Source organism: Lactonifactor longoviformis DSM 17459 (assembly GCF_900129135.1).
Lineage (GTDB): Bacteria > Bacillota > Clostridia > Lachnospirales > Lachnospiraceae > Lactonifactor > Lactonifactor longoviformis.
The window spans coordinates 19,726-44,124 of sequence record NZ_FQVI01000008.1; the positions used below are offsets into that span (position 1 = coordinate 19,726).

Consider the following 24,399-nt stretch of genomic DNA (forward strand, 5'->3'; position numbering starts at 1 on the left):
GTAAGGAGACAGCTGGTATAAATTATTTTTCCAAACTTATCATAAATATAATATTTCCTCTTGACGAATCAATGTTTTGTGCATATAATTGAAATGATGTTTTCAATCATGCATAATAGAATAATCAGCCATATATGATAGATATTTGGTAAGATAAAGGAGGTGCCAGACTTATGAAAATGACATTTCAACCGAAAAAGAGATCCAGAGCTAAGGTTCATGGTTTCAGAGCGAGAATGAGCAGCAAAGGTGGAAGAAAAGTTTTAGCTGCCAGAAGATTAAAAGGAAGAAAGCAATTATCAGCATAAGACCGCAGATATGTGGTCTTTTCTTCTCTTAAAGATCAGAAACTTCTTAATTAAAGGAATGTACTATGGAATATTCGGAGTCGTTAAAAAAGAATAGAGATTTTCAGGTGGTTTACAGGAAGGGAACATCTTTTGCAAATCGATATCTTGTTATGTATGTGATGGAAAACCAGCTGGAGAGAAATCGAGTTGGAATTTCGGTAAGTAAAAAAGTCGGAAACAGTGTTGTGAGGCATCATCTAACCAGGTTGATTCGGGAAAGTTATCGATTGCATGAACAAGTATTTCGTAGTGGATATGATATGGTGATTATTGTGAGAGTGAATGCCAAGGACAGGAATTTCAGGGATATTGAAAGTGCACTTTTGCATTTGGCAAAGCTTCACCATATTACAAAAAGGCAGGAAAATGAAAACGATATTAATCAAAATGATTAGGTTATATCAAAAATATTTATCCCCATTAAAGAGAACTCGTTGTCCTTATATACCTACCTGTTCTCAGTATGGATTAGAAGCAATTCAAAAATATGGTGCTGTTAAGGGATCTATGTTAGCTTGTTGGCGGATCCTCAGGTGCAACCCCTTTTCTCATGGGGGATATGACCCGGTGCCGTAAAGGTAAGGATGAGTTATCCTAAGAAGCGATAACGGCGAGTAGTCGGTTAAGGAGGAAATTGTTTTGAGTATTTTATTGACAAAGAGTACAATGCCCATTATCAAATGGTTTGCAGATATTCTGGGACTTTTGATGAATGCTATTTATAGCCTGGGTGTTACAAATATCGGTCTTTGTATTATCTTATTCACATTAGTAATTTATACCTTAATGACGCCCCTGCAGATCAAACAGCAGAAGTTTTCCAGGCTGAATGCAGTTATGGCGCCAGAGTTACAGAAGATTCAGAAGAAATATCAGAATAAAAAAGATCAGGTGTCTATGCAGAAGATGCAGGAAGAGACCAGTATGGTTTATCAGAAATACGGCGTATCCCCTACCGGAAGCTGTCTGCAGTTAGTGATTCAGATGCCGATACTGTTTGCATTATATCAGGTTATCTATAAGATTCCGGGTTATGTGACAGGGATCAAAGCTACTTTTGACGGGGTAATCACTCAGATTATGGGTGTTGGCGGGTATACGGATATACTTCAGACATTTCTGGATGACGAGAAGATTAAGACTGTCCGCCTGATTTTGGATAATGGAAAAGCAACCAAGGATTCGATTATTGATTTATTATATAATCTTTCCCCAACCCAGTGGGACAAACTGTCAGAGATTGGAAAGTTTTCCGGATTTTCAGATACCATTGCCAGTACAGCTGATAAGCTGTCACCCATGCAGAATTTCCTGGGTCTGAATATCGCAGATAACCCATTATCTGTTATAAAGTCAAGTTTTGTTTCACATCAATATATTTTACTTGTTGGAGCTATATTAATCCCTGTTTTGGCATGGCTGACACAGGTTCTGAATATTAAGCTTTCTATGGCTTTTAACAATAGCAACAAGGGTGATGATAAGAATAAGCAGGCTACACAGATGGAAGCAACCATGAAAAGTATGAATACTTTTATGCCTCTGTTTTCTGCTGTTATGTGTTTTACATTCCCTGTTGGTATTGGTATCTACTGGATCGCCGGTGCGGTCATCCGTAGTGTACAGCAGTTTGTAATCAATAAGCTGCTGGAGAAGGAAGACATGGACGAGCTTGTTAAGAAGAATCTGGAGAAGATGAATAAGAAGAGAGAGAAAGCCGGACTGCCTCCTCAGAAAATCTCTCAGCAGGCCAGAATGAATGTAAGGAATATTGAGGAGCCTAAGACAAAAGGAAAAACTCCGGAGGACCGGGAGCAGGCTGTGAAGAATTCCACGGATTATTATAAGAGAGCTGCGAATGCCAAGCCCGGCAGTATCGCGGCAAAAGCAAACATGGTAGCTCAGTTTGATGAAAAGAATAAGTCGAAGAACAAAAAACAGTAAACAGGTAAGGGGGATTTGTCATGGATTTCAAGGAATTCTCAGCAAAAACGGTAGATCAGGCGATTACCAATGCATGTCTTGAATTAGAAACTTCAAGTGAAAATCTTGAGATAGAAGTATTGGAACATGGAAGCTCAGGTTTTTTAGGATTCGGCAGTAAGCCGGCCAGGATTCGAGTGAGAAGGAAACCGGAGCAGGATCCTTTCATTGAGGAAGCTGCAGAGAAAAAGCCGGAAGTGAAAAAAGAAAAACCTGCAGAGAAGCCTGTGAAAGAAGTAAAAAAAGAAGCGAAGGCGGAACCAAAACCGGAGAAGAAATCTGAGCCTAAAGTGGAAAAGGCTGAGGTTAAGGCGGCAGAGGAACCCAAAATAGTGCAGAGATCTCAGGAAGAAGTAGAAGACATTAAAAATGAGGCTAAAAAGTTCCTGGATGGTGTATTTCATGCCATGAATCTGGAAGTTGTCATTAAGATGGAATATCATCAGGAAGAGGGAAATCTGGATATTGATTTTTCCGGCGATGATATGGGGATTCTTATCGGGAAAAGAGGACAGACTCTGGATTCCCTGCAGTATCTCACCAGCCTTGTAGTCAACAAGGGAAAACAAGGTTACATTCGTGTAAAACTTGATACAGAGAATTATAGAAGCCGCAGAAAAGAAACGCTTGAAAATCTTGCAAAGAGCATTGCCTATAAGGTGAGAAAGACAAGAAAAGCTGTTTCGCTGGAACCTATGAATCCTTATGAAAGACGTATCATTCATTCCGCACTTCAGGGAAACCGTTATGTGGAGACCTATAGTGAGGGAAATGAACCTTACCGTCATGTTGTAGTGAAGCTTAAAAAATAATAAATAATATAAAAGTTATTCTAGGTGAAAGCATGAATAACGCGTGCAGACGTGTGCTTTCTCCCGGGGTAACTTTTTTTATATTAAAGTACAGGAGGAATAAATATGGCCGACACGATTGCTGCAATTGCTACCGCTATGAGCACATCGGGAATAGGAATTGTAAGGCTAAGCGGAGAGGATGCAAGAGAAATTGTCAGCAAAGTATACCGATCCAGGAGCGGGAAAAAGGATATCAGAGAGGTAAGATCGCACACCATACATTATGGTTTTATCTGTGACGGGGAGGAAACTATTGACGAGGTTTTGGTTATGGTAATGGACGGACCGTCCAGCTATACGGCTGAGAATACGGTGGAGATCGATTGTCACGGAGGCGTTCTGGCAATGAAACGGGTATTGGAGACGGTGATTAAATATGGAGCCAGACCCGCAGAACCAGGTGAGTTTACGAAAAGAGCCTTCCTGAACGGAAGAATTGATCTTTCCCAGGCGGAGGCAGTGATAGATGTGATTTCAGCCAAGAGTGAATATGCTCTGAAAAGCTCAGTAAGTCAGCTGAAGGGGGCTGTTCTTAAGATCATAAAAGAGATCAGAGAGAAGATTATCTATCACATTGCATATATTGAATCTGCTCTGGATGATCCGGAACATATAGCAATAGACGGATATGGGGAAGAATTGATGAAAGAGCTGCAGCCGTTAAAGAAACAGGTGGAAAAGCTTCTGCAGTCCTCAGATGAAGGGAAAATGATGAAGGAGGGCATAAAGACAGTTATTGTAGGAAAGCCTAATGCCGGAAAATCCTCCCTTCTGAATCTTCTTGTGGGGGAAGAGAGAGCGATTGTTACAGATATTGCAGGTACTACCAGAGATATTCTGGAAGAGACAATTATACTTCACGGCATTTCCCTTTGTATGATTGATACCGCGGGGATAAGAGATACAAAGGATGTGGTGGAACAGATCGGGGTAGGCAGGGCGAAGAAATACGCAAAAGATGCGGACTTGATTCTCTATGTAGTGGATTCTTCGATACCTTTGGATGAAAATGACGATGAGATTATAGGGATGCTTCAGGATAAAAAAGCAATTGTGCTTCTGAATAAGACAGATTTGTCTATGAAGGTGTCCGAGAAGGAGTTAAAGAAGAGGCTGAACCAGCCTGTGGTAGAAATATCTGCCAAGGAAGAGAAGGGGATTGATGTGCTGGAACAGGTCATCAAGGACATGTTCTTTCAGGGGGAAATATCTTTTAACGATGAAGTGTATATTACCAATGTACGCCATAGAACTGCTCTTTTTGAAACTATGGAAAGCCTGACTATGGTGGAACAGAGTATATCTATGGGTATGCCTGAGGATTTTTATTCCATTGATTTAATGAACGCGTATGAAGCCCTGGGTAGTATTATCGGTGAATCTGTGGGCGAAGATCTGGTAAATGAAATTTTCAGCAAATTCTGTACAGGAAAGTAGAAACAGGAGCGATTAGGAATGAATTCTTTAATAGAAAATTACGATGTTGTGGTAGTGGGAGCAGGGCATGCAGGATGTGAGGCTGCTTTGGCCAGTGCAAGGCTTGGGATGGAGACAATTATGTTTACTGTCAGTGTGGACAGTATTGCCCTTATGCCCTGTAATCCCAATATTGGAGGGAGCTCTAAGGGACATTTGGTGAGAGAGATTGATGCCCTGGGAGGAGAGATGGGAAAGAATATAGATAAGACGTTTATTCAGTCTAAGATGCTGAATGTATCTAAAGGTCCTGCGGTACATTCTCTCCGGGCTCAGGCAGACAAGCAGAATTACAGCAAGACTATGAGAGAGGTTCTGGAACATACGGATCATCTGACAGTCAGGCAGGCAGAGGTTACAGAGCTTCTGGCCGGGGACGGGGCCATCCGGGGCGTTAAGACGTTTTCGGGGGCGTCTTATATGGCAAAAGCAGTGATTCTCTGTACAGGCACATATCTTAAGGCCAGATGTATCTATGGGGATGTGAGCAGCTATACAGGGCCTAACGGACTGCAGGCTGCCAATTATCTTACGGATTCTCTGAAAAAGCTGGGTGTGGAAATGTTTCGGTTTAAAACAGGAACTCCTGCCAGAATTGACGGCAGAAGCATCGACTATTCTCAAATGGAAGAGCAGTTCGGGGATGAAAAGGTGGTGCCGTTTTCTTTTTCCACGGATCCGGAGGATGTTCAGATAGAGCAGGTTTCCTGCTGGCTGACGTATACCAATGAGAAGACTCATGAAATTATAAAAGAAAATCTGGATCGCTCCCCTTTGTTTTCCGGGATGATAGAGGGTACCGGTCCCAGATACTGCCCGTCTATAGAAGATAAGGTAGTAAAGTTTGCTGATAAAAACAGACATCAGGTATTTATAGAACCTGAAGGACTGTATACTACCGAAATGTATGTGGGAGGAATGTCCAGTTCTCTGCCTGAGGATGTTCAGCAGGCGATGTACCGGTCTGTAAAGGGGCTGGAAAACGCCAAAATAGTAAGAAATGCCTATGCGATTGAATATGACTGTATTAATCCGAGACAGCTGAATCCTACTCTGGAGTTTAAGAATATAAAAGGTCTGTTCAGCGGGGGACAGTTTAACGGCAGTTCCGGGTATGAGGAAGCTGCTGCACAGGGATTAGTGGCAGGAATAAATGCTGCGTTAAAGATAAAGGGCCGGGAGATGATGGTTCTGGACAGATCAGAGTCCTATATCGGTGTGCTGATAGACGATCTGGTCACAAAGGAGAATCATGAGCCCTACCGTATGATGACAAGCAGGGCAGAATACAGACTTCTTCTCAGGCAGGACAATGCGGATCTGAGGCTCCGTAAAAAGGGATTTGAGGCGGGTCTAATCGGACAGACAGAGTATGACAGGCTCGTGCTCAAGGAAGAGCAGATCGAGGCGGAAATCAAGCGTGCAGAGCATAGGAATATAGGCGCATCCAGAGAAGTGCAGGAATTATTGGAATCCTATGGAAGCACCCCTCTGAAAACAGGGACAACCCTGGCAGAATTAATACGAAGGCCTGAACTTTCTTATGAGCTTTTGGCTCCTGTTGATCCTGAAAGGCCCCAGCTGCCCAGGGACGTGGCAGAGCAGGTGAATATTAATATTAAATATGACGGATACATCCGCAGGCAGTTAAAACAGGTAGAACAGTTTAAAAAGCTGGAATCAAAAAAGATACCGGAAGAAATTGATTATGATACTGTCGGAGGACTTCGAATAGAAGCAAAACAGAAATTAAAGTTATACCGTCCTGTCTCTATCGGACAGGCATCCAGAATATCAGGAGTCTCACCGGCAGATATATCTGTCCTTTTAGTGTATTTGGAACAGTATAGATATCACAAGAGATGATCCACTCGGCAGCATAAATTGGAGTGAGATGTCCACATCTGTGTGTATAAAAAATTAATTATGTGGATAACTCTTGTCTATTAAAGTAAATTTTGTGTAAAACAGTAAAGATCAGGAGAATACAATGAATTATAATTTGTCAATATTAGAGCAGTGCTGCAAAGAGTTTCATCTGGAATTATCTGAGAGGCAGAAGCAGCAGTTTATCCAATATTATGAACTTCTAGCTGAGTGGAATAAGGTAATGAATCTAACTGGTATCACCCAGTGGGAAGAAGTTTTGTTAAAGCATTTTGCAGACAGTCTGTCTGTTACCAGGGTGATAGATTTGTCTCAGGCAGGGTCGCTGATTGATGTGGGTACGGGGGCCGGATTTCCGGGGATCCCCATAAAGATAGCATTCCCTCACATTAAGGTAACCCTCCTGGATTCTTTAAATAAAAGAATTAATTTTTTGAATGAAGTCATCGGACAGCTAGGTCTGGAGGGGATAACGGCAGTACATGGCCGTGCGGAAGATATAGCCAGAAAGCCAGAGCACAGGGATTCCTACGATGTAAGTGTATCCCGGGCTGTAGCAAATCTTGCATCCCTCACCGAATACTGTATGCCCTTTGTAAAACCCGGGGGATGCTTCATCTCCTACAAGTCAGGAACTATTGAGGAAGAACTGGTACAGGCCCAAAAAGCCATAAAAACCCTGGGAGGCCGCCAGGATCCCCCTGCGACCTTCTCTCTGATGAACAGCGGCATCACCCGCTCTCTCATCAAAATTATAAAACAAACACCGACCCCCAGGAAATATCCCCGAAAAGCCGGGCTCCCAACCAGGGAGCCTATCATGTGATTCTATGAATACCATGAATGTACAAGATCTGTAAAATTTAATACTTTACCGCTATTTCTATACGTGAATTTTGTATCAGCCAGGAAAAGAACTGGGTCCCCTGGGATATTGAAGGCCATAGGAGGGGGGGAGGGCAGGTGTAGATGACTATGAGGTTAAGCGGAGCGAGCCGAAGATCCACTGCCGGCGATCATTTAGAAGCGAAGGCTATCCTGAGCTTCTTAGTGAGCGGCCAGGCAGTTAGCTGAGGCAAGCGCAGCCTCGAATGGTCATCTAGACCTGCCCTCCCCCCCTCCTATGGCCTTCAATATCCCAGGGGACCCAGCTCTTTTCCGTCCCCTCTGCACACAAACTTTTCACATAATTATCACAATTTTTCCTAATTTCTATCACACAATGAAAATAAAATTAAAAATGGCTAACAAATTAAAGGAGGGAAAATTTTGATAGAAGTAAGAAACCTGGTAAAAAAATATGGCCAGCAGACAGCGGTGGATCACCTTAACTTTACGGTTGAACAGGGCAAGATCTACGGTTTCCTCGGACCAAACGGGGCCGGAAAGTCCACAACTATGAACATGATAACCGGCTATATTGCATCCACAGAGGGTGAGGTCTACATTAATGGCCATAATATTCTTGAGGAACCTGAAAAGGCAAAAAAGTGTATAGGATATCTTCCGGAGATCCCCCCCATATATCCTGAAATGACGGTGTGGGAATATTTGTCCTTTGCCGCTGAACTGAAAAAAATCCCGAAGGGAGAACGGGAGAAGGCAATTTGCAATGTAATCTCACAGACAAAGATGGAAGATATGAATCACAGGCTGATAAGAAATCTCTCAAAAGGTTATAAGCAGCGTGTAGGACTGGCTCAGGCCCTGCTTGGGTATCCGGAGATAATTATTCTGGATGAGCCTACGGTTGGACTGGATCCGAAACAGATCATAGAGATTCGTGATTTGATTAAAGGTTTGAGCAAGAGACATACAGTTATATTAAGCTCACATATTTTATCGGAAGTAAGCGCTGTGTGCGATTATGTACTTATTATTGATCATGGAAAATTAGTGGCCAGCGATACGCCGGATAATCTAAGCAAACTGATGTTGGGCTCTAATTCTCTGGAACTTACTGTAAAAGGGCAGGAAGAAGATATCAGAAAGGCATTGGATCTCGTTGAGCACATAGAGGATGCGGTCTTTCATAATTCGCCCATAGAAAATGCACATGAAATAACCATAAAGACCACCGGACAGGAGGATATACGGGAAAATATTTTCTTTGCCCTTGCCGACGGAAAGTGTCCGATTCTAAAGATGCAGTCCACAAATATGTCACTGGAGGATGTATTCTTAAAATTGACAGACGACAAGGAGGAAGAGAATGTTAGCAGTTTATAAAAAGGAATTAAGGGGATATCTGACATCTATGATCGGGTATGTATTTATAGCATTTGTTCTGGCTATAGTTGGAGTGTATTTTACAGCCTATAACCTGACCTCGGCCTACCCTGAATTTGGCGTGACTTTAAGCGCAGTGAGCTTTGTATTTCTGATTATTACACCTGTACTTACCATGCGTATACTTGCTGAAGAGAAAAAACAAAGAACAGATCAGCTTTTGTTTACTGCTCCGGTGTCTGTATGGAAAATTGTATGCGGAAAATACCTGGGAATGGTAACTATATTATTTATACCCATGGCTATTATATGTACCTATCCTTTGATTATGGGGAAATATGGAACAATATCTTATCCTATGGCATATACGGCAATTTTTGGCTTTTTTTTAATGGGATGCGGGAATATTGCAGTTGGATTATTTCTCTCCTCCATAACAGAGAGTCAAATTATAGCAGCAGTCCTTACATTTGCAGTATTATTTATCTGTAATGTGATACAGGGGATAGAGTCGTTTATAGCTCAGACAGCGTCGGCCTCTCTGATTTCTATTCTTATTATGGCGGTAATTCTCTGTCTGATCATTTACAGAATGACAAAAGATACGTTAGTAACTATCATTGCCGGTTTAGTAATGGCAGGTACTGCAATTGGGCTATTTCTGTGGAAGTCTTCTTTATTTGAAGGGGCGATTCAGAAATTTATGGAGATATTCAATATAACAGGACATTTTGATGGCTTTGTTGGAGGTGTACTGGATATGTCCGGTATTGTCTATATGGTATCCATTATACTGATTTTTGTGTTCCTCACTGTACAGTCTATACAGAAGAGACGCTGGAGTTAGGGGGTGAAGGAATGAAGAAAATCAATTGTAAAGAGTATTTTAGTAACAGAAAGAAAAACAGGAAAAACATAAAGAACGGCTCTTACAGCATTGGAATTACAGCGGTGATTATTGCTATTATTATTGTTCTGAATCTGGTGGTACAGGAGATTCCGGTACAATACAGAGAATTAGATTTAAGTGAACAAAAATTATACACCATTGGAGATCAGACGAAAAAAGTGCTGAGGGAGTTAAAGGAGGACGTGACCTTATATTATATTGTACAGGATGGAAGAGAGAGCAGCGATATCGAGAGACTGCTGGAGAGATATCAGGATGAAAGCAGCCACATTAAGGTGGAAAAGAAAGATCCGGCGCTTTCTCCTAACTTCACGTCGCAATACTCTCAGGAAGAGGTGAGTGATAACAGCATTATTGTTGTATGCGGGGACCGCAATAAGGTTGTCAGCTACAATACGATGTATCAAAGTGATATTGATTATACTACCTATTCCTCACAGGTGACGGGGTTTGATGGTGAAGGTCAGATAACAAGTGCCATAGACTATGTGACATCTGAGGATCTTCCTACCATGTATGTACTTCAGGGACATGAGGAGGCAGCCATAAGTACAGATCTGAAGGATGCCATTGCAAAGCAGAATATTACTATTGCGGATCTTAATCTGTTAACTGCAGATGCAGTGCCGGAAGATGCAGATGCAATTTGTATTCTTGCACCGGCAAAAGATATTTCAAAGGAGGAAGCAGACAAGATTATCGGTTATCTTGAGGGGGGAGGCAAAGCTCTGATTGTATCCAGCTATTCGCCGGAGAAAATGCCTAATTTTGCATCAGTACTTGAGAATTATGGAGTAAAAACCTGTGAAGGCATTGTACTTGAAGGAGATCAGAATCATTACATCTCCAATAATCCTACTTATATCCTTCCTAACATTGAAAGCAATGAGATAACCTCCGAACTGTCCTCCGGAAACAATTATATATTAATGCCGGTTGCCCAGGGAATTCAGACCCTGGATCATTACAGAGACAGTCTCAAGATTGAAAATATTCTTACTACTTCAGATGATGCATACTCTAAGGTGAATGTAGAAAGTTCTACACTGGAAAAGGAGGAAGGAGACATCAGCGGTCCCTTTACCCTGGGAGTATCTATTACAGAGTCTGTAGGGGAAGGGAAAGAAACACAAATTGTGTATTATTCATCGGAAAGTCTTTTTAGTGATCAGACAAATCAGATGGTATCGGGAAGTAATTTCCAGCTAATCACTGACTCCTTAGGATGGATGTGTGAGCATACAGAAGGGGTTTCTGTGCCTGTGAAATCTATGGAGTTAAGTAACTTAACTATTTCTGCGGCGGACAGCAGCTTTTGGAGTATCTTCTGCATTGGCGTACTGCCAGTAGCAGTCCTGCTTTTGGGGGGCGGTATCTGGTTAAAAAGGAGAAAACAGTGATGAAAGGAAAAAAAGGGATAACGTTAATTGTAGGAATTGTACTATTGATGCTGCTTGTCCTTTCGTATTTAATGCTGCACTCCGGAAATAAGGACGGGGAGGATACCAGGGAGGAGGAGGTAAAAACCTCCTCTGTGGCGAAGCTGAAAGAAGAGGATATGGCGTCTGTATCTTTTGGCGCAAAGGACAATATGCTGACTTTTATCCAGGAAGACAATACATGGTATTTAGAAGCAGATAAGGAGTTCCCTGTGGATCAGCAGGCGGTATCTGATTTGCTGTCAAAGTTAAGTGATGTGCAGGCCTCCCGCACGATTGAAAATCCGGAAGATCTGGAGGAATATGGACTGGAGGATCCACAGACTAGTATTATAGTGACTGCTGCAGACGGTGAGAAGACTTCCTTCTATATTGGAGATGATAATGCAGTTGTATCAGGATGTTATATGTATCTCAATGATGCAAGGGACAGGGTATACCTTGTAGATACAGAGATGAAAACATCTTTTCTATGCGGACTGTATGATCTTGCCGAAAAGGCTTCATTTCCCAGCATTACAAGCTCTAGTATAACCCGGTACAGGATAGATAAAGAGGACAGTCAGTTTGCGGTTAATGAAGACAGTAATTCCAAGACAGGGTGGACGGTGACCGGCTGGGACGGAAGCAAAAAACCAGCTGCAAGTGATGCAGTTTCCAATACTTTTACAAAGCTTTCCAGTTTGTCTTTTAATAGTTATGTTAACTATAAGGAAGATAGTCTGGAACAGTATGGTCTGGCAAATCCCACTGCTGTAATTACGGCAGACTATACAGAGACAGTAAAAGATGAGAGCAGTGAGGAATCCTCTGAAGGTAGTGATACATCCGGAGAAAGCCAGGAGACTGCCGTAGACAGACAGATTGTAATTACCGTGGGCAATGAAGATGAGAATGGTAACTACTATGTGAAAACAGAAGGAATTCAGGGAATTTATACGATGAGTGCAGAGGAGCTGAATACCTTGTTAGACGATGATGCAGCTTCGTACTTGGATACTTATGTTAACAAGGTATCTTTTGCCGACTTATCAAAGCTTGAGGTTGTAAGAGATCAAACAGTTTATACAATAGTAAGCAAGTCTGTGGAAAAAGAGACCTCAGAGGGGGAAAATACTGCGGATGAAGAAGACCAGGAGACAGAACTGAAATACTATATGAATGATCAGGAAATAGACTCTGCAGAGTTTCTCGCTTTTTATGAAAAAGTGTCCGGTATGGAATCAGACAGCAGACTTGACCGTATGCCGGAGTCAGCTCTTGAACCTGAACTGACGATAAAGTTTTATGACAAAGCTAGTGGGGAAGAGACAGATGTGGACTATTACGCTTATGACAGTAACTTTTATTTAACGGCTGATAATCATGATAATTATTTGCTGGTGAATAAGATGGACATCAGAGAGATGTTGGAAAAGCTGGATAATCTGCTAACAGATACGCAGAAGTAAGCAGGATACATAAGTCAAAGTGTTATTAAAGTGTATAAAATGTGGAGATCTCTCCTATAGGAGGGATCTCCACATTTTATTATGAAAAGAATATAGATATTTGTTCCAGCAATTTACCTGGAGTTTCCAGCTGAGGAAGGTGTCTTGCCTTTTCCAGAACAGCAGTTTCGATCGCAGGATTTAGCTGTAGGTAGGAGGAACAGATCTCTTTTGCATTTTTTTCTTCAGCACCGCATACAATAAAAATGCTATGATCAATAGCCTCCAGTGCATGATTGATATTATTATTGGTAAACCTGCCAATTATACTGGAGTGAAGGTATTTTGCGTTGTGTTCCCCCTTGTGGGCACTTTCGTAATATATATCCACTAGTCTGTTATTTGCAAGAAATGGATTATAAAAATATTTTTCTGTAAATAGCAGTTCAATATTTTCCCTGGCGGTAATCATATTGTAGACCAGTGTACCGAAAATAGGCAGCTCCAATAAAAATTTCAAAACCTTCGTTTTTTTTGTGGGTGCCTGATTCAATTCGTTTAAAGAAGGAGGGTTAATCAGCATTATCTTTCCAAACAGCTCTTCTTCATTATGGCAGGCCATAACAGCAAAGGAACCGGAAAATCCGCTGGTTATAACATCAGTTCTCTCGCCAATAATATTTTTTATAAAGTCAGACAGCATTTGTACGTAAATGAAATTTGTATAAGTAATATTTTGTTTGTCAGAACGTCCGCATCCCAGCAAATCAATAGTATAAACTGTATAGCTTTTCGCCAGTTCATCCACGATAATATTCCATTCATAATCAGAACTATAAACTGTCAGATCGTGAACCAATAAAAGCGGTGATCCCTGTCCCTGCTTAGTATAATAAATGCGGCCAAATCTCCATTCATAAAACTTCCTTGATGTTCCTCTCAGCAATTCTTTCATTGTTGCCGATGCAAATAATAGCTTGTTAATAATATGAATCACACCTGTGGCTAGTGTAAACAAAATTGCTGTTGTAATAAGTTTATGTTTGTGTTTGTTCATCAGATGGGTACCTCCTTCGGAGTCTTAGTACTTATATTATAAAACATTGAGGAGGATTATACAAGGAGAAATCTTCAAGCAAGTACGCCTCGGCGTACTTGAAAGACATATAAGGAGAGAAAATGTTTCACGTGAAACATTACTTTTTGTTTTTACTTCTATATTAAGTATTATGAAATAATAAAAAAAAGATAATTTATGAAGTACGGAGTTGTAAGTATCCTGCTATGCAGAACAGGGGTTATTCTTTTAATAATGCAGCACCAGATGTACTTATATATACTTACATGTTTATGTTTAAAATGATAATTTTAGTAAAGACTATAAGTATGTGCAGTGATGCCAATAAATATAACTAAAACAAAGATTAAATCTATTCTTATTTATATAATTCCTATAAAAAAGTTTCACGTGAAACATTTTTATAGAAATCACAGTATAAAAGTGTTATAATGAAACAGTCACATAAATATGCAAGATTACAAGTGGAAAGAAGGGGTTTTAATTGGGAAGAATTATAGCCGTTGCGAATCAAAAGGGCGGCGTTGGAAAATCAACTACTGCAATTAACCTTTCTGCGTGTCTGGCCGAGATGGGTCAGAAAGTTTTGACTGTTGACATTGATCCGCAGGGGAATACTACCAGTGGGTTAGGAATTGATAAAATGGGAGTAGAAGCCACTCTTTATGAGTTACTGTTGGATGAATGTGAGTTATCTGATTGTATGATAGAGAATGTTATAGAGAATCTCTCTTTGATTCCATCTAATGTGAATCTGTCCGGGGCAGAAATTGAATTAATTGGAATAGAAAACAAAGAGTTTTTACTGAAAAATCAAATTGACAGGGTAAGAGATCAGTTCGATTTTATCATTATGGATTGCCCGCCATCACTAAGTATATTGACCATTAATGCAATGACTACGGCCGGTTCAATTTTAGTTCCTATACAATGTGAGTATTATGCATTGGAAGGATTGACTCAGCTGATACATACAATAGAATTGGTACAGGAGCGCCTGAATCCTGAGTTAGAAATAGAAGGCGTAGTGTTTACCATGTATGATGCAAGGACAAATTTATCACTGCAGGTTGTTGAAAATGTGAAAAATAATCTGCAGCAATCCATATATAAGACAATAATCCCCAGAAATGTGCGTTTGGCTGAGGCCCCCAGTCATGGATTACCTATTAATCTCTATGATTCCAGGTCCGCCGGAGCTGAAAGCTACAGACTTCTGGCTGAAGAAGTATTACATAGGGAGGACGAAGAATGGCAGTAAGGAAAAGCGGTCTTGGCAAGGGATTGGATTCTTTGATACCTACAGCAGCAGCTGTAAAGCCTAAAAAAATAAGTTCTTCAGAAGAGCAACAATCGTCAGCAGCTGCTTCAGAGGACAAGTCATCTCCAAGAGATATAATGAAAGTTAAGATTACAAAAGTAGAACCTAACAGAGAACAGCCCAGAAAGCAGTTTGATGAGGATGCACTTTTGGAACTTGCGGATTCAATCAAACAATTTGGTATTTTACAGCCGCTATTAGTTCAGCAAAAAAATGACTATTATGAAATTATAGCCGGTGAAAGGCGTTGGAGGGCAGCAAAGTTAGCCGGTCTCAGGGAAGTGCCTGTAATTATTAAGCAGTTTTCAGAACAGGAGACGGTGGAGATCTCGTTGATAGAAAATATTCAGAGAGAGAATCTGAATCCTATTGAAGAAGCAATTGCCTATAAACGATTAATGGAAGAATTTCATTTGAAACAGGATCAGATAGCTGACAGAGTTTCAAAGAGCCGAACTGCTGTTACCAATTCCATGCGCCTGTTAAAGTTAAATGAAAAGGTAAGGCAAATGGTAATTGACGAAATGCTTAGCACGGGTCACGCAAGGGCACTCCTAGCAATTGAGGATCCCAAGCTGCAGTATGTCACAGCAAGCAGAGTGTTTGACGAAAAGTTAAGTGTAAGAGAGACTGAAAAACTGGTGAAAGAGCTGCTGCACCCAAAAAAGCTGAAGGAGACAGAAAAAGATACGACCCAGGATATTATATACCAGCATTTGGAGGAGAGAATCAAATCAATTATCGGCACTAAGGTCGCTATTAACAGGAAAAATGAAAATAAGGGGAAAATAGAGATAGAATACTATTCAAAGGATGAACTGGAAAGGATCATTGAATTATTGGAATCTATCGGGTAAGATGAGGGAGTATAACACATATGAGCGAAATAATAAGTACACTCCAGGAAAATTCGGGTATTCTTTTAGTATTAATGATATTATTGGTGATAATATTACTGATTGTTGTCTTTAATTTATCTCTGGGGCTTAACCGGCTGAGCCGGAAGTATAACCTGTTTATGAAGGGAAAGGATGCTCAGTCACTGGAAAAAACATTTGTACGGAAATTTGCAGAAGTAGATCGTTTAATTGAAGCAAATGACATTAATAATCTTGAAATTAAGAAACTAAAGAAATGTATGGAGAAAACCCTCAACAAATATGGAATTGTTAAGTATGATGCTTTTGAGGACATGGGTGGGAAACTAAGTTTTGTTTTAGCTATGCTTGACAACGATAATTCAGGTTTTATTCTGAATGCCATTCACAGCAGAGAAAATTGCTTCTTATATATCAAGGAAATTGTAAAAGGGGAATCCTACATTATGCTGAGCCAGGAAGAGATGGAAGCACTGAAAAGAGCTGTTAATTTTGGATTGGTTGAAGATATTGAAATTTAATTATGTAAATCATTGGTAAAATATTATGTAAACTAGATAAAGGCTATTAGGAGGAACATGTCATGTTAGATATCAGATTTGTGCGTGAAAACCCGGAAGTGGTAAAACAGAATATAAAAAATAAATTTCAGGACAATAAATTAGAACTTGTGGATCAGGTTCTGGAATTAGATCAGAGAAACAGGGATATTAAAAAAGAGGTTGAGGCGTTAAGGGCAGAGAAAAATAAGATATCGAAACAGATCGGAGCCTTTATGGCTCAGGGGAAAAAGGAAGAAGCCGAAGAGATTAAAAAACAGGTAGCAGCCAATGGGGATAGAATTGATTCTCTCTCACAGGAAGAAAAAGAAGTTGAAGAAAAGATTAAAAAAATCATGATGGTGATCCCAAACATTATTGATCCCTCAGTGCCTCTTGGAAAGGATGACTCTGAGAATGTAGAGGTTCAGAAATATGGGGATCCTGTGGTGCCTGATTTCGAGATCCCATATCATACGGAGATCATGGAGAAGTTTAACGGCATAGATTTAGACAGTGCCAGAAGGGTTGCAGGCAATGGTTTTTATTACCTTATGGGGGATATTGCCAGGCTTCATTCCGCAGTGATTTCTTATGCCCGTGATTTTATGATTGACAGAGGATTTACCTATTGTGTGCCTCCTTTTATGATCAGAAGCGATGTGGTAACCGGAGTTATGAGCTTTGCTGAAATGGATGCCATGATGTATAAGATTGAGGGAGAGGATTTATACCTCATAGGAACCAGTGAACATTCTATGATCGGTAAATTTATAGACACTATTTTGCCGGAGGATACATTACCCCAGACACTTACCAGCTATTCTCCCTGTTTCAGAAAAGAAAAGGGTGCCCATGGATTAGAGGAAAGGGGCGTATACCGTATTCATCAGTTTGAGAAACAGGAAATGATAGTGGTTTGTAAGCCGGAAGACAGTATGATGTGGTTTGAGAAGTTATGGCAGAACACCGTAGATTTATTCAGAACACTGGATATTCCGGTGAGAACACTGGAATGCTGTTCCGGCGACCTGGCGGATCTTAAGGTGAAATCTATAGATGTAGAGGCATGGTCTCCAAGACAGAAGAAATACTTTGAGGTAGGAAGCTGTTCCAACTTGGGCGACGCTCAGGCACGACGTCTGAAAATCAGGGTAAACGGAGAGAAGGGCAAATATTTTGCACACACTCTGAACAATACTGTGGTTGCCCCCCCAAGAATGCTGATTGCATTTTTGGAAAATAATCTTCAGGAGGATGGTACCGTTAAGATCCCCCTGGCACTTCAGCCTTATATGGGCGGAAAAACAGTAATAAAATAATATTATGTTAACAAGTTTATGTAAATTATATTAGTAAAATATGCACAAGTTTATTTGTATATAGTATATATGAGAGAATGTAAGGCGAGAGAGGAGGTGTTCTTTTGCATAGTTATATGAAATCCATTGGTTTTTCGAATATCAAAAATAAGAAAGAACTGGATGAGATTTTAAAAGAAGTGGTAGATAATTATGATGAAAAAACAGTCGTAGAGGACAGAGACGGACACTTGTTTGCAGAGATATCGAAGATATATGGATGTGATTATGGAATTACGGTGTGCGGTGAATATGACGAGAATAATGAATTTCAGATGGAATATTATTTTCCCCATTTCAGAGGAACGGGAATCACTACCCGGGAAGATATAATTATAGAAAAGCATGCCGGAAAGGAATCCTTTGCCGGGGCATGTGATGATGTGAGAATTGGAGTGACTATGATATTTTATCTGCAGAATGCAGGAGAATACCTGAGTGAGCGGGGAAAGGGAAATATCCCCGGTTCCAATTATTCAGTAACTATATCGGGTTTGGCAAAGGAAGGGAAAATACTGCTTCCTGTAAAAAAGGAGTCCCATCAGGTAAAAGAGGATCAGGAAACAGCCACTAACAGAAACCGGCTTCTGGCTGCAGCCCGCAATGGGGATGAAGATGCAATGGAAAGCTTGACAATGGAAGATATAGACATCTATGCTATGATTTCCAGGCGCATTGTAAAAGAAGATGTATATTCCATAGTAGATTCTTATTTTATGCCCTATGGCATTGAATGTGACCAGTACAATGTGATGGGTGATATTGTAGATTGTTCTGAGGTTAAAAATATAAAGACCGGTGATACTGTCTATGAGATGAGTATATTGTGCAACGATATACAATTTGATGTGTGTATTAACAAAAACGACCTGTTAGGGGAGCCTCAGCCTGGAAGGCGGTTTAAAGGGGTTATCTGGCTGCAGGGGTACATTAACTTTAATGAATAGAGACATATAACAAAAAGGGGCTGTGAAAAAAGCCCCTTTTTATTATATGTGACGGGATTTACCTCTCTTATTGTGCAAAATCATTCATTATACTTTTTATTATCCGGTACAAATGCGGTTTGTATTCGTCAATGGGTACGGGATCTTTATAGAGAATGCAGCTATAGCAGGTTCCTCCAATCAGTTCTACAATAGTAAACAGCATTAACTCGGGATTCTTGTAGTGCTTTGGGCTGTCTTCCACCATTTTGTAATATACTTCATATACGTTATACTCCTCATCGGATACTTTAACGTCAATGGCCTTGCGGAATACCCCCCAGGAAAGGTTCTTAGCAATAAAACGGAGCAGAGACTGGTTTTCTATCAGCTGGTTGATGATATAGTCCACAATAAACAGAAGCTGCTCTTCAAAATCAGTGATATCTGTTCCAGACAAGGCTTCGTGTGCATCATAGAACAGTTTTCCCGCTTTATGGGAGATCAGCTTATTCCGGACATCGTATTTGTCTGTAAAATAGAGATAAAAGGTTCCTTTTGCAACCCCTGCCTGCTGTACAATATCAGATATTGTGGTTTTCTGAAGGCCCTTGGTGATAAAGAGTTCAAAGGCAGTATTCAGCAGTGCATCTTTCTTTTTCTTTTTGTTTTCTTCTAATTTATTCATAGGTTTCCCCCATTTCTATCTTATATTATTGGGTCAAAATGACCAAAAGTCAATATATTAAAATTATATAAATTGATTTTAATATATTGACTATCGGTCATTTTTGATGTATAACGAGTATTGACATAGAAATGACTAATGGTCATTAATAAAATGATTAAAGGGGATGCAGAGGTTGAAAAAGAGGAGTGAGCTATTATTATGACAATCAAGATTGGCAAGTGGATTGCGAGACACAGAAGATTGATTATGGCAATCGGGATACTGCTGATAATTCCTTCTCTCATAGGGATATCTAAAACACGAATTAACTATGATATTCTGAGTTATCTTCCTGATTCACTGGAGACAGTTTCGGGGCAGGATATACTGGTGGATGAATTTGGAATGGGTGCTTTTTCCATGGTTGTAGTGGAAGATATGGAGATGAAGGATGTACAGAAACTAAAAGAGGAGATCAAGGAGATTGATCACGTAAAGGATGTACTCTGGTATGACAGTGCGGTGGATATTAGTGTTCCGGTTGAAATGCTTCCCTCTGAACTTAGGGAAAGCTTTTTTAGCGGGGATGCTACCATGATGGTTGCACTGTTTGATAATACAACATCTTCTGATGAAGCTATGGATGCAGTAAGTGCTATGAGAAATACAGTAGGGAAACAGTGCTTTATCAGCGGTATGACCGGTGTTGTGACGGATATTAAAAATCTTTCGCTTCAGGAAATGCCCATCTACGTAGTGATTGCGGCAGTTCTTTCGCTTCTGGTTTTATGTCTTACCATGGACTCACTGGTGGTGCCGGTATTATTTTTGACCGGAATTGGGGTTGCTATTTTATACAATCTGGGGAGCAATATATTTCTGGGAGAGATATCCTATCTTACAAAGGCGCTGACCGCTATTCTCCAGTTGGGCGTTACTATGGATTATTCCATCTTTCTTCTGAACAGCTATGAGGATAATAAGATACGATTTGACAATGACAAACAGAGGGCTATGGCTCATGCCATTTCAAATACCTTTAAATCTGTGGTTGGAAGTTCTGTAACAACCATTGCCGGTTTTGCAGCTCTTTGCTTTATGACATTTACGTTAGGGAGGGATATCGGTATTGTAATGGCTAAGGGGGTAGTAATCGGTGTGATCTGCTGTGTCACTCTGCTCCCTGCTATGATTCTTACCTTTGACAAGGCCATAGAGAAGACAAAGCATAAAGCAATTATTCCGAATCTTGACCAGATATCCGGATTTATTACCAGACATTACAAAGCCTGGCTGGCAATATTTATTATTCTTCTGTTTCCTGCTATTTACGGCAACAGCCATACAGAGGTTTACTATAACATAGACAAATGTCTCCCGGCTACACTCCCCAGTGCAGTTGCTAACAGCAAGCTGGAAGACGATTTTCATATGAATACGGTCCATATGGTACTTATGAAGAATGGGATGGAGGCCAAAGAAAAGAGGGAGATGCTGGAAGCCATTGATAAGGTTGACGGTGTTAAATGGGAGATCGGGATGGATTCTCTCATAGGGCCGGGAATTCCATCTTCTATCATACCGGAGGATGTTAAGGAGATGCTTCAGAGCGATGAATACGAAGTGGCGTTTGTTTGTTCTGACTATAAGGCGGCAACGGATGAGGTAAATAACCAGATTGCCCAAATTGATAAGATAGTTAAGAATTATAGTCCGCAATCTATGGTAATCGGTGAAGCACCGCTTACAAAGGATTTGGCTGATGTTACGGATGTGGACTTGAAAAATGTTAATATTGCTTCGGTTGCAGCTATTTTTCTAATTATTCTGCTGGTATTTAAATCAATTTCTTTGCCGGTAATTCTGGTTGCAGTTATTGAATTTGCTATCTGTGTGAATATGGCTATTCCCTATTACAGCGGAATTACGCTTCCTTTTGTTGCCAGCATTGTAATTGGAACGATTCAGCTGGGGGCTACTGTAGATTATGCTATTTTGATGACCAGCCGTTACCAGAAGGAACGTGGGCTTGGCAGGTCTAAGAAAGAGGCTATTTCTATAGCTCATAAGACCTCCATGAAGTCTATCTTAATCAGCGGATGCAGCTTTTTTGCAGCTACCTTTGGAGTCGGACTGTATTCTAAGATAGATATGATTAGTTCCATCTGTACACTGCTGTCTCGGGGGGCAATTATAAGTACAGTTGTGGTACTTTTTGTACTTCCGGCTATGTTTATGATCCTGGATCCTGTAATTTGCAGGACTTCTATTGGATTTGTTCCGAAAAAACATAAGGTAAAAACAAATGAAAGTTTCGTTCAATAAGTGGGAGGGATTGTTATGAAAAAAGGATGGAGAAAAAAGGCCGCTGCAGTAACTGCTGCGGGTATGATAGCAGTAGTTGGATGCACGTATCTGTTTGCAGACAGCCAGAAAGCGGATGCCGCTGAGAAGGAAGAGGCTTCCAAGGAAGCCGAGGAGCTGAGAAGTATAACGGAGCAGGTAGCGAATAAGAGTGCACCTGCCCCAAGCGGAACACTCTCAAAAGATGAGTCTGTATATGTTACTGCTGATGCTGAGGGAAATGTTGAAGAGATTATTGTCTCTGACTGGATGAAAAATGCAGGAACAGTAAATGAACTGGAGGATCAGTCTGAGCTGACAGATATCAAAAATGTGAAGGGTGACGAAAAGTTCCAAAAAGAAGGACAGAAATTAACCTGGAAGACAAAGGGAACGGATATCTATTATCAGGGTAAAACAAAGAAGTCTCTTCCTGTAAGTGTTAAAATAACTTACAAATTAAATGGAAAAGAAGTAAATGAAAAAGATCTTGCCGGAAAGTCCGGAAATCTGGAGATGAATATTCAGTATACGAATCACTCCAGGAATACTGTAAAAATAAAGGATAAGGATACGGACATTTATACGCCTTTTGTGATGGTTACGGGTATGTTTCTTCCCACAGATAATTTTACTAACGTTCAGATAGATCATGGAAAAGTAATCTCTGATGCAAGCAGAGATATTGTCATTGGAGTTGCTTTTCCAGGCTTAAAGCAAAGTCTGGACCTAAAGGAACCGGACAAAGAAGATTCAGATTTTGAGATTCCGGAATCTCTGACTATAACAGCAGATGTCACTGATTTTACGATGGGTCCCACCCTTACCTTAGCATCCTCTGATATGCTTGGAGAACTAGGATTTGATGATATTGACAGTTTTGAAGAGTTACAGGATTCTATGAAAGAACTGTCAGATGCGTCTAACCGGCTGGTAGATGGTTCCGGGACGCTTAAGGATGGTATTTCCACTCTGCAGGATAAGACCGGAGAGTTCGGAGATGGAATCCATTCTTTAAACAGCGGAATTGGGGAACTTCATGATGGAGCAGGAGTGCTTGCTTCCGGAGTTGAAGAGTATACGGCAGGGGCAGCAGCGCTTGCAGGCGGGGTAACCGCCTATACGGCAGGGGCATCCCAGCTTGCAGAAGGAATCCGGACTTATACGGCAGGGGAGGAAAGTCTTGCCTCGGGAGTAGAAGAACTGGCCGCCGGAACAAAGGAACTGCCGGGAGCTGTGAGTAATCTGAATCAGGGGATCCAGGGGGTAAAGGCTGGTCTGGACTCTCTGACAGATGAGCAGAAAACCCAGGCTTTACTGCAGGGAAGCTCTTCCGTTGCAGAGGGCATTGGAACGGTAAACAGTACACTGAAAGCTATTGAATCTGTTCTGGATTCCGGCGCTTCGGCTGCAGATGTGCAGACATTGCTGAGTTCTGTTGTGTCTGGTGTTAAGACCTCTTTAACGAACGACAGTGCTGTTTTAGGTACACTTAGGGGTGTACAGGATGTGGCAGGCAATTATAAAGGACTGGCGGACAGGGCCGGTTTAGGCGATACCTTCCAAGCTTATTACGGACAATTAGAAGACTGTATTCAAAGGCTGCAGGAGAATGTAGATACGCAAACGAACCTGTTAGCACAGCTTCAGAGTGCAGCAGGAGGTGCTTCGGGTACTTCGAATCTGGATACCCTGAAGGGCTATATTCACCAGCTGGTTGAGGCAACCGGGGAAAACAGTGATCTCTATCAGGGTGCGGCAAGTGTTCACTCCGGTATAGAATCTGTTGTTGAGGGCAGTAAGACCATGAAGAATGTAATGGATCAGGTTGCAGAGGGAAGCAATACCCTGAATGCATCCGCAGGCTCATTGGGAATGGGCATCGACAGGCTGAAATCCGGGGCAGATGAGCTTTCTTCCCACAATGGGGAGCTTACTAAGGGGGCATCGGATCTGCTTGCAGGATCGGGCGATCTGATCAGCGGCGTAAAAGAACTGACAGGCAATAACAGTGTCCTTATCAATGGTGCGCAGGCTTTGGCCTCTGGTACAAATACCCTGCAGAATGGAGGAAGCAGACTGAAAGATGGAAGTGAACAGCTGACCTCCGGTGTCAAACAGCTGGCTGACGGCTCCAGGGACTTGGCGGATGGAATGAAAGAGTTTGACGAGACTGGTATTCAGAAACTATCAGATGTGTTTGATGGGGATATTCAGACTTTAAAAGATCGTATTGATGCAGTGATGGAGGAAGGAGATAGGTATCAGTCATTCTCTGGAATCTCGGATCAGATGGATGGAAATGTTAAATTTATTATAGAGACAGCAGAGATTAAATAAATCTTGTGGCCGCTGCATTTTTCAGTGCTAAATGCGGCGGCCACAAGAATTCTTTGGATTTCTTTGTAAGTAAGATTTGACTTTTTACTTGTATTTTGGTAAAATTATTTAGTGAGATTTTTCTGTTCTCGTAGCTCAGCTGGATAGAGCACTCGCCTCCTAAGCGGCAGTTCGTTCGAATCCGGCTGGAGCCGAAAATTGAATATTTTTTGTATAAGTCTCAGTAGCTCAGTTGGATAGAGCACGCGCCTCCTAAGCGCGGGGTCGGAGGTTCAAGTCCTCTCTGGGACGCCAAAAACACCGCTGCAAGCCGTTTTTCGCCGGTTTGCAGCGTTTATTTTTTCTTCTCCCGGATTTTTCGTTCCAATAAAGCCGGGAGAATTTT

At 41.1% G+C, this 24,399-nt stretch carries 21 protein-coding genes and 1 tRNA gene; 20 read left to right on the forward strand and 2 right to left on the reverse strand.

From position 1 onward, the window contains the following. Positions 1–173: 173 nt before the first annotated feature. The 12 genes from rpmH (at position 174) to BUA56_RS09230 (ending at position 12,579) form a co-directional block, all read left to right on the forward strand. Entirely contained in the window at positions 174–308 is a 135-nt protein-coding gene (rpmH, locus tag BUA56_RS09175; protein WP_072851143.1) for a 50S ribosomal protein L34, read from the forward strand. 65 nt (positions 309–373) lie between these two features. Continuing rightward, entirely contained in the window at positions 374–745 is a 372-nt protein-coding gene (rnpA, locus tag BUA56_RS09180; RefSeq protein ID WP_072851145.1) for a ribonuclease P protein component, read from the forward strand. Continuing rightward, positions 717–926, forward strand: a complete 210-nt coding sequence (yidD, locus tag BUA56_RS09185) for a membrane protein insertion efficiency factor YidD (protein ID WP_206671807.1) — start codon at positions 717–719, stop codon at positions 924–926. The genes rnpA and yidD overlap by 29 nt, the downstream gene beginning before the upstream one ends. Positions 927–989: 63 nt before the next feature. After that, the gene (locus BUA56_RS09190) at positions 990–2,294 is read left to right on the forward strand and encodes a YidC/Oxa1 family membrane protein insertase (protein ID WP_242946749.1); all 1,305 of its coding nucleotides are present in this window, start codon (positions 990–992) and stop codon (positions 2,292–2,294) included. Positions 2,295–2,314: 20 nt separating this feature from the next. Continuing rightward, complete coding sequence (jag, locus tag BUA56_RS09195; RefSeq protein ID WP_072851149.1) at positions 2,315–3,145, forward strand: RNA-binding cell elongation regulator Jag/EloR; 831 nt, start codon at positions 2,315–2,317, stop codon at positions 3,143–3,145. Positions 3,146–3,250: 105 nt separating this feature from the next. Then, positions 3,251–4,624, forward strand: a complete 1,374-nt coding sequence (gene mnmE / locus BUA56_RS09200) for a tRNA uridine-5-carboxymethylaminomethyl(34) synthesis GTPase MnmE (RefSeq protein WP_072851152.1) — start codon at positions 3,251–3,253, stop codon at positions 4,622–4,624. A gap of 18 nt (positions 4,625–4,642) precedes the next feature. After that, positions 4,643–6,529 carry a tRNA uridine-5-carboxymethylaminomethyl(34) synthesis enzyme MnmG gene (gene mnmG / locus BUA56_RS09205; protein ID WP_072851154.1) on the forward strand — a complete coding sequence of 629 codons (1,887 nt, stop codon included), beginning with the start codon at positions 4,643–4,645 and terminating at the stop codon, positions 6,527–6,529. 124 nt (positions 6,530–6,653) lie between these two features. Then, complete coding sequence (gene rsmG / locus BUA56_RS09210) at positions 6,654–7,376, forward strand: 16S rRNA (guanine(527)-N(7))-methyltransferase RsmG (protein ID WP_072851156.1); 723 nt, start codon at positions 6,654–6,656, stop codon at positions 7,374–7,376. Between the two features lie 443 nt (positions 7,377–7,819). Continuing rightward, the gene (locus BUA56_RS09215) at positions 7,820–8,779 is read left to right on the forward strand and encodes an ABC transporter ATP-binding protein (protein WP_072851158.1); all 960 of its coding nucleotides are present in this window, start codon (positions 7,820–7,822) and stop codon (positions 8,777–8,779) included. Continuing rightward, a complete protein-coding gene (locus BUA56_RS09220) occupies positions 8,763–9,626 on the forward strand; it encodes an ABC-2 transporter permease (RefSeq protein WP_072851253.1) in 864 nt (287 codons plus the stop codon). Before BUA56_RS09215 ends, BUA56_RS09220 begins: the two co-directional genes overlap by 17 nt. 11 nt (positions 9,627–9,637) lie before the next feature. Further along, positions 9,638–11,089 carry a GldG family protein gene (locus tag BUA56_RS09225; protein WP_072851160.1) on the forward strand — a complete coding sequence of 484 codons (1,452 nt, stop codon included), beginning with the start codon at positions 9,638–9,640 and terminating at the stop codon, positions 11,087–11,089. Then, entirely contained in the window at positions 11,089–12,579 is a 1,491-nt protein-coding gene (locus BUA56_RS09230; protein ID WP_072851162.1) for a DUF4340 domain-containing protein, read from the forward strand. Before BUA56_RS09225 ends, BUA56_RS09230 begins: the two co-directional genes overlap by 1 nt. A 79-nt stretch (positions 12,580–12,658) precedes the next feature. Here BUA56_RS09230 and BUA56_RS09235 read toward each other — a convergent pair whose 3' ends face one another. Further along, positions 12,659–13,615, reverse strand: coding sequence for an alpha/beta fold hydrolase (locus tag BUA56_RS09235; RefSeq protein WP_072851164.1), 957 nt, complete (start codon positions 13,613–13,615; stop codon positions 12,659–12,661). A 505-nt stretch (positions 13,616–14,120) separates the two neighbouring features. Here BUA56_RS09235 and BUA56_RS09240 point away from each other — a divergent pair. The 5 genes from BUA56_RS09240 to BUA56_RS09260 all read left to right on the forward strand — a co-directional run bounded on the left by BUA56_RS09240 (position 14,121) and on the right by BUA56_RS09260 (position 18,682). Further along, positions 14,121–14,897: a ParA family protein gene (locus tag BUA56_RS09240; protein WP_072851166.1), complete on the forward strand. Its 777-nt coding sequence runs from the start codon at positions 14,121–14,123 to the stop codon at positions 14,895–14,897. Then, positions 14,888–15,814 (forward strand): ParB/RepB/Spo0J family partition protein, encoded by a 927-nt coding sequence (locus BUA56_RS09245; RefSeq protein WP_072851168.1) that lies wholly within the window; start codon positions 14,888–14,890, stop codon positions 15,812–15,814. The genes BUA56_RS09240 and BUA56_RS09245 overlap by 10 nt, the downstream gene beginning before the upstream one ends. Before the next feature lie 20 nt (positions 15,815–15,834). Beyond that, complete coding sequence (locus tag BUA56_RS09250) at positions 15,835–16,356, forward strand: DUF4446 family protein (RefSeq protein ID WP_072851170.1); 522 nt, start codon at positions 15,835–15,837, stop codon at positions 16,354–16,356. Between the two features lie 62 nt (positions 16,357–16,418). Beyond that, the gene (gene serS / locus BUA56_RS09255; protein ID WP_072851171.1) at positions 16,419–17,696 is read left to right on the forward strand and encodes a serine--tRNA ligase; all 1,278 of its coding nucleotides are present in this window, start codon (positions 16,419–16,421) and stop codon (positions 17,694–17,696) included. Between the two features lie 104 nt (positions 17,697–17,800). After that, on the forward strand, positions 17,801–18,682 hold the full coding sequence (locus BUA56_RS09260) for a DUF3881 family protein (RefSeq protein WP_072851173.1): 882 nt from the start codon (positions 17,801–17,803) through the stop codon (positions 18,680–18,682). Between the two features lie 67 nt (positions 18,683–18,749). Here BUA56_RS09260 and BUA56_RS09265 read toward each other — a convergent pair whose 3' ends face one another. Continuing rightward, complete coding sequence (locus BUA56_RS09265) at positions 18,750–19,349, reverse strand: TetR/AcrR family transcriptional regulator (protein WP_072851175.1); 600 nt, start codon at positions 19,347–19,349, stop codon at positions 18,750–18,752. A 201-nt stretch (positions 19,350–19,550) separates the two neighbouring features. On the opposite strand from BUA56_RS09265, the gene BUA56_RS09270 reads away from it, so the two are divergent. The 3 genes from BUA56_RS09270 to BUA56_RS09280 all read left to right on the forward strand — a co-directional run bounded on the left by BUA56_RS09270 (position 19,551) and on the right by BUA56_RS09280 (position 24,308). After that, complete coding sequence (locus tag BUA56_RS09270) at positions 19,551–21,656, forward strand: efflux RND transporter permease subunit (protein ID WP_072851177.1); 2,106 nt, start codon at positions 19,551–19,553, stop codon at positions 21,654–21,656. A gap of 15 nt (positions 21,657–21,671) precedes the next feature. After that, positions 21,672–24,014 (forward strand): hypothetical protein, encoded by a 2,343-nt coding sequence (locus tag BUA56_RS09275; RefSeq protein WP_072851179.1) that lies wholly within the window; start codon positions 21,672–21,674, stop codon positions 24,012–24,014. A 217-nt stretch (positions 24,015–24,231) separates the two neighbouring features. Further along, positions 24,232–24,308: transfer RNA gene (locus BUA56_RS09280), tRNA-Arg, on the forward strand. Positions 24,309–24,399: the final 91 nt, after the last annotated feature.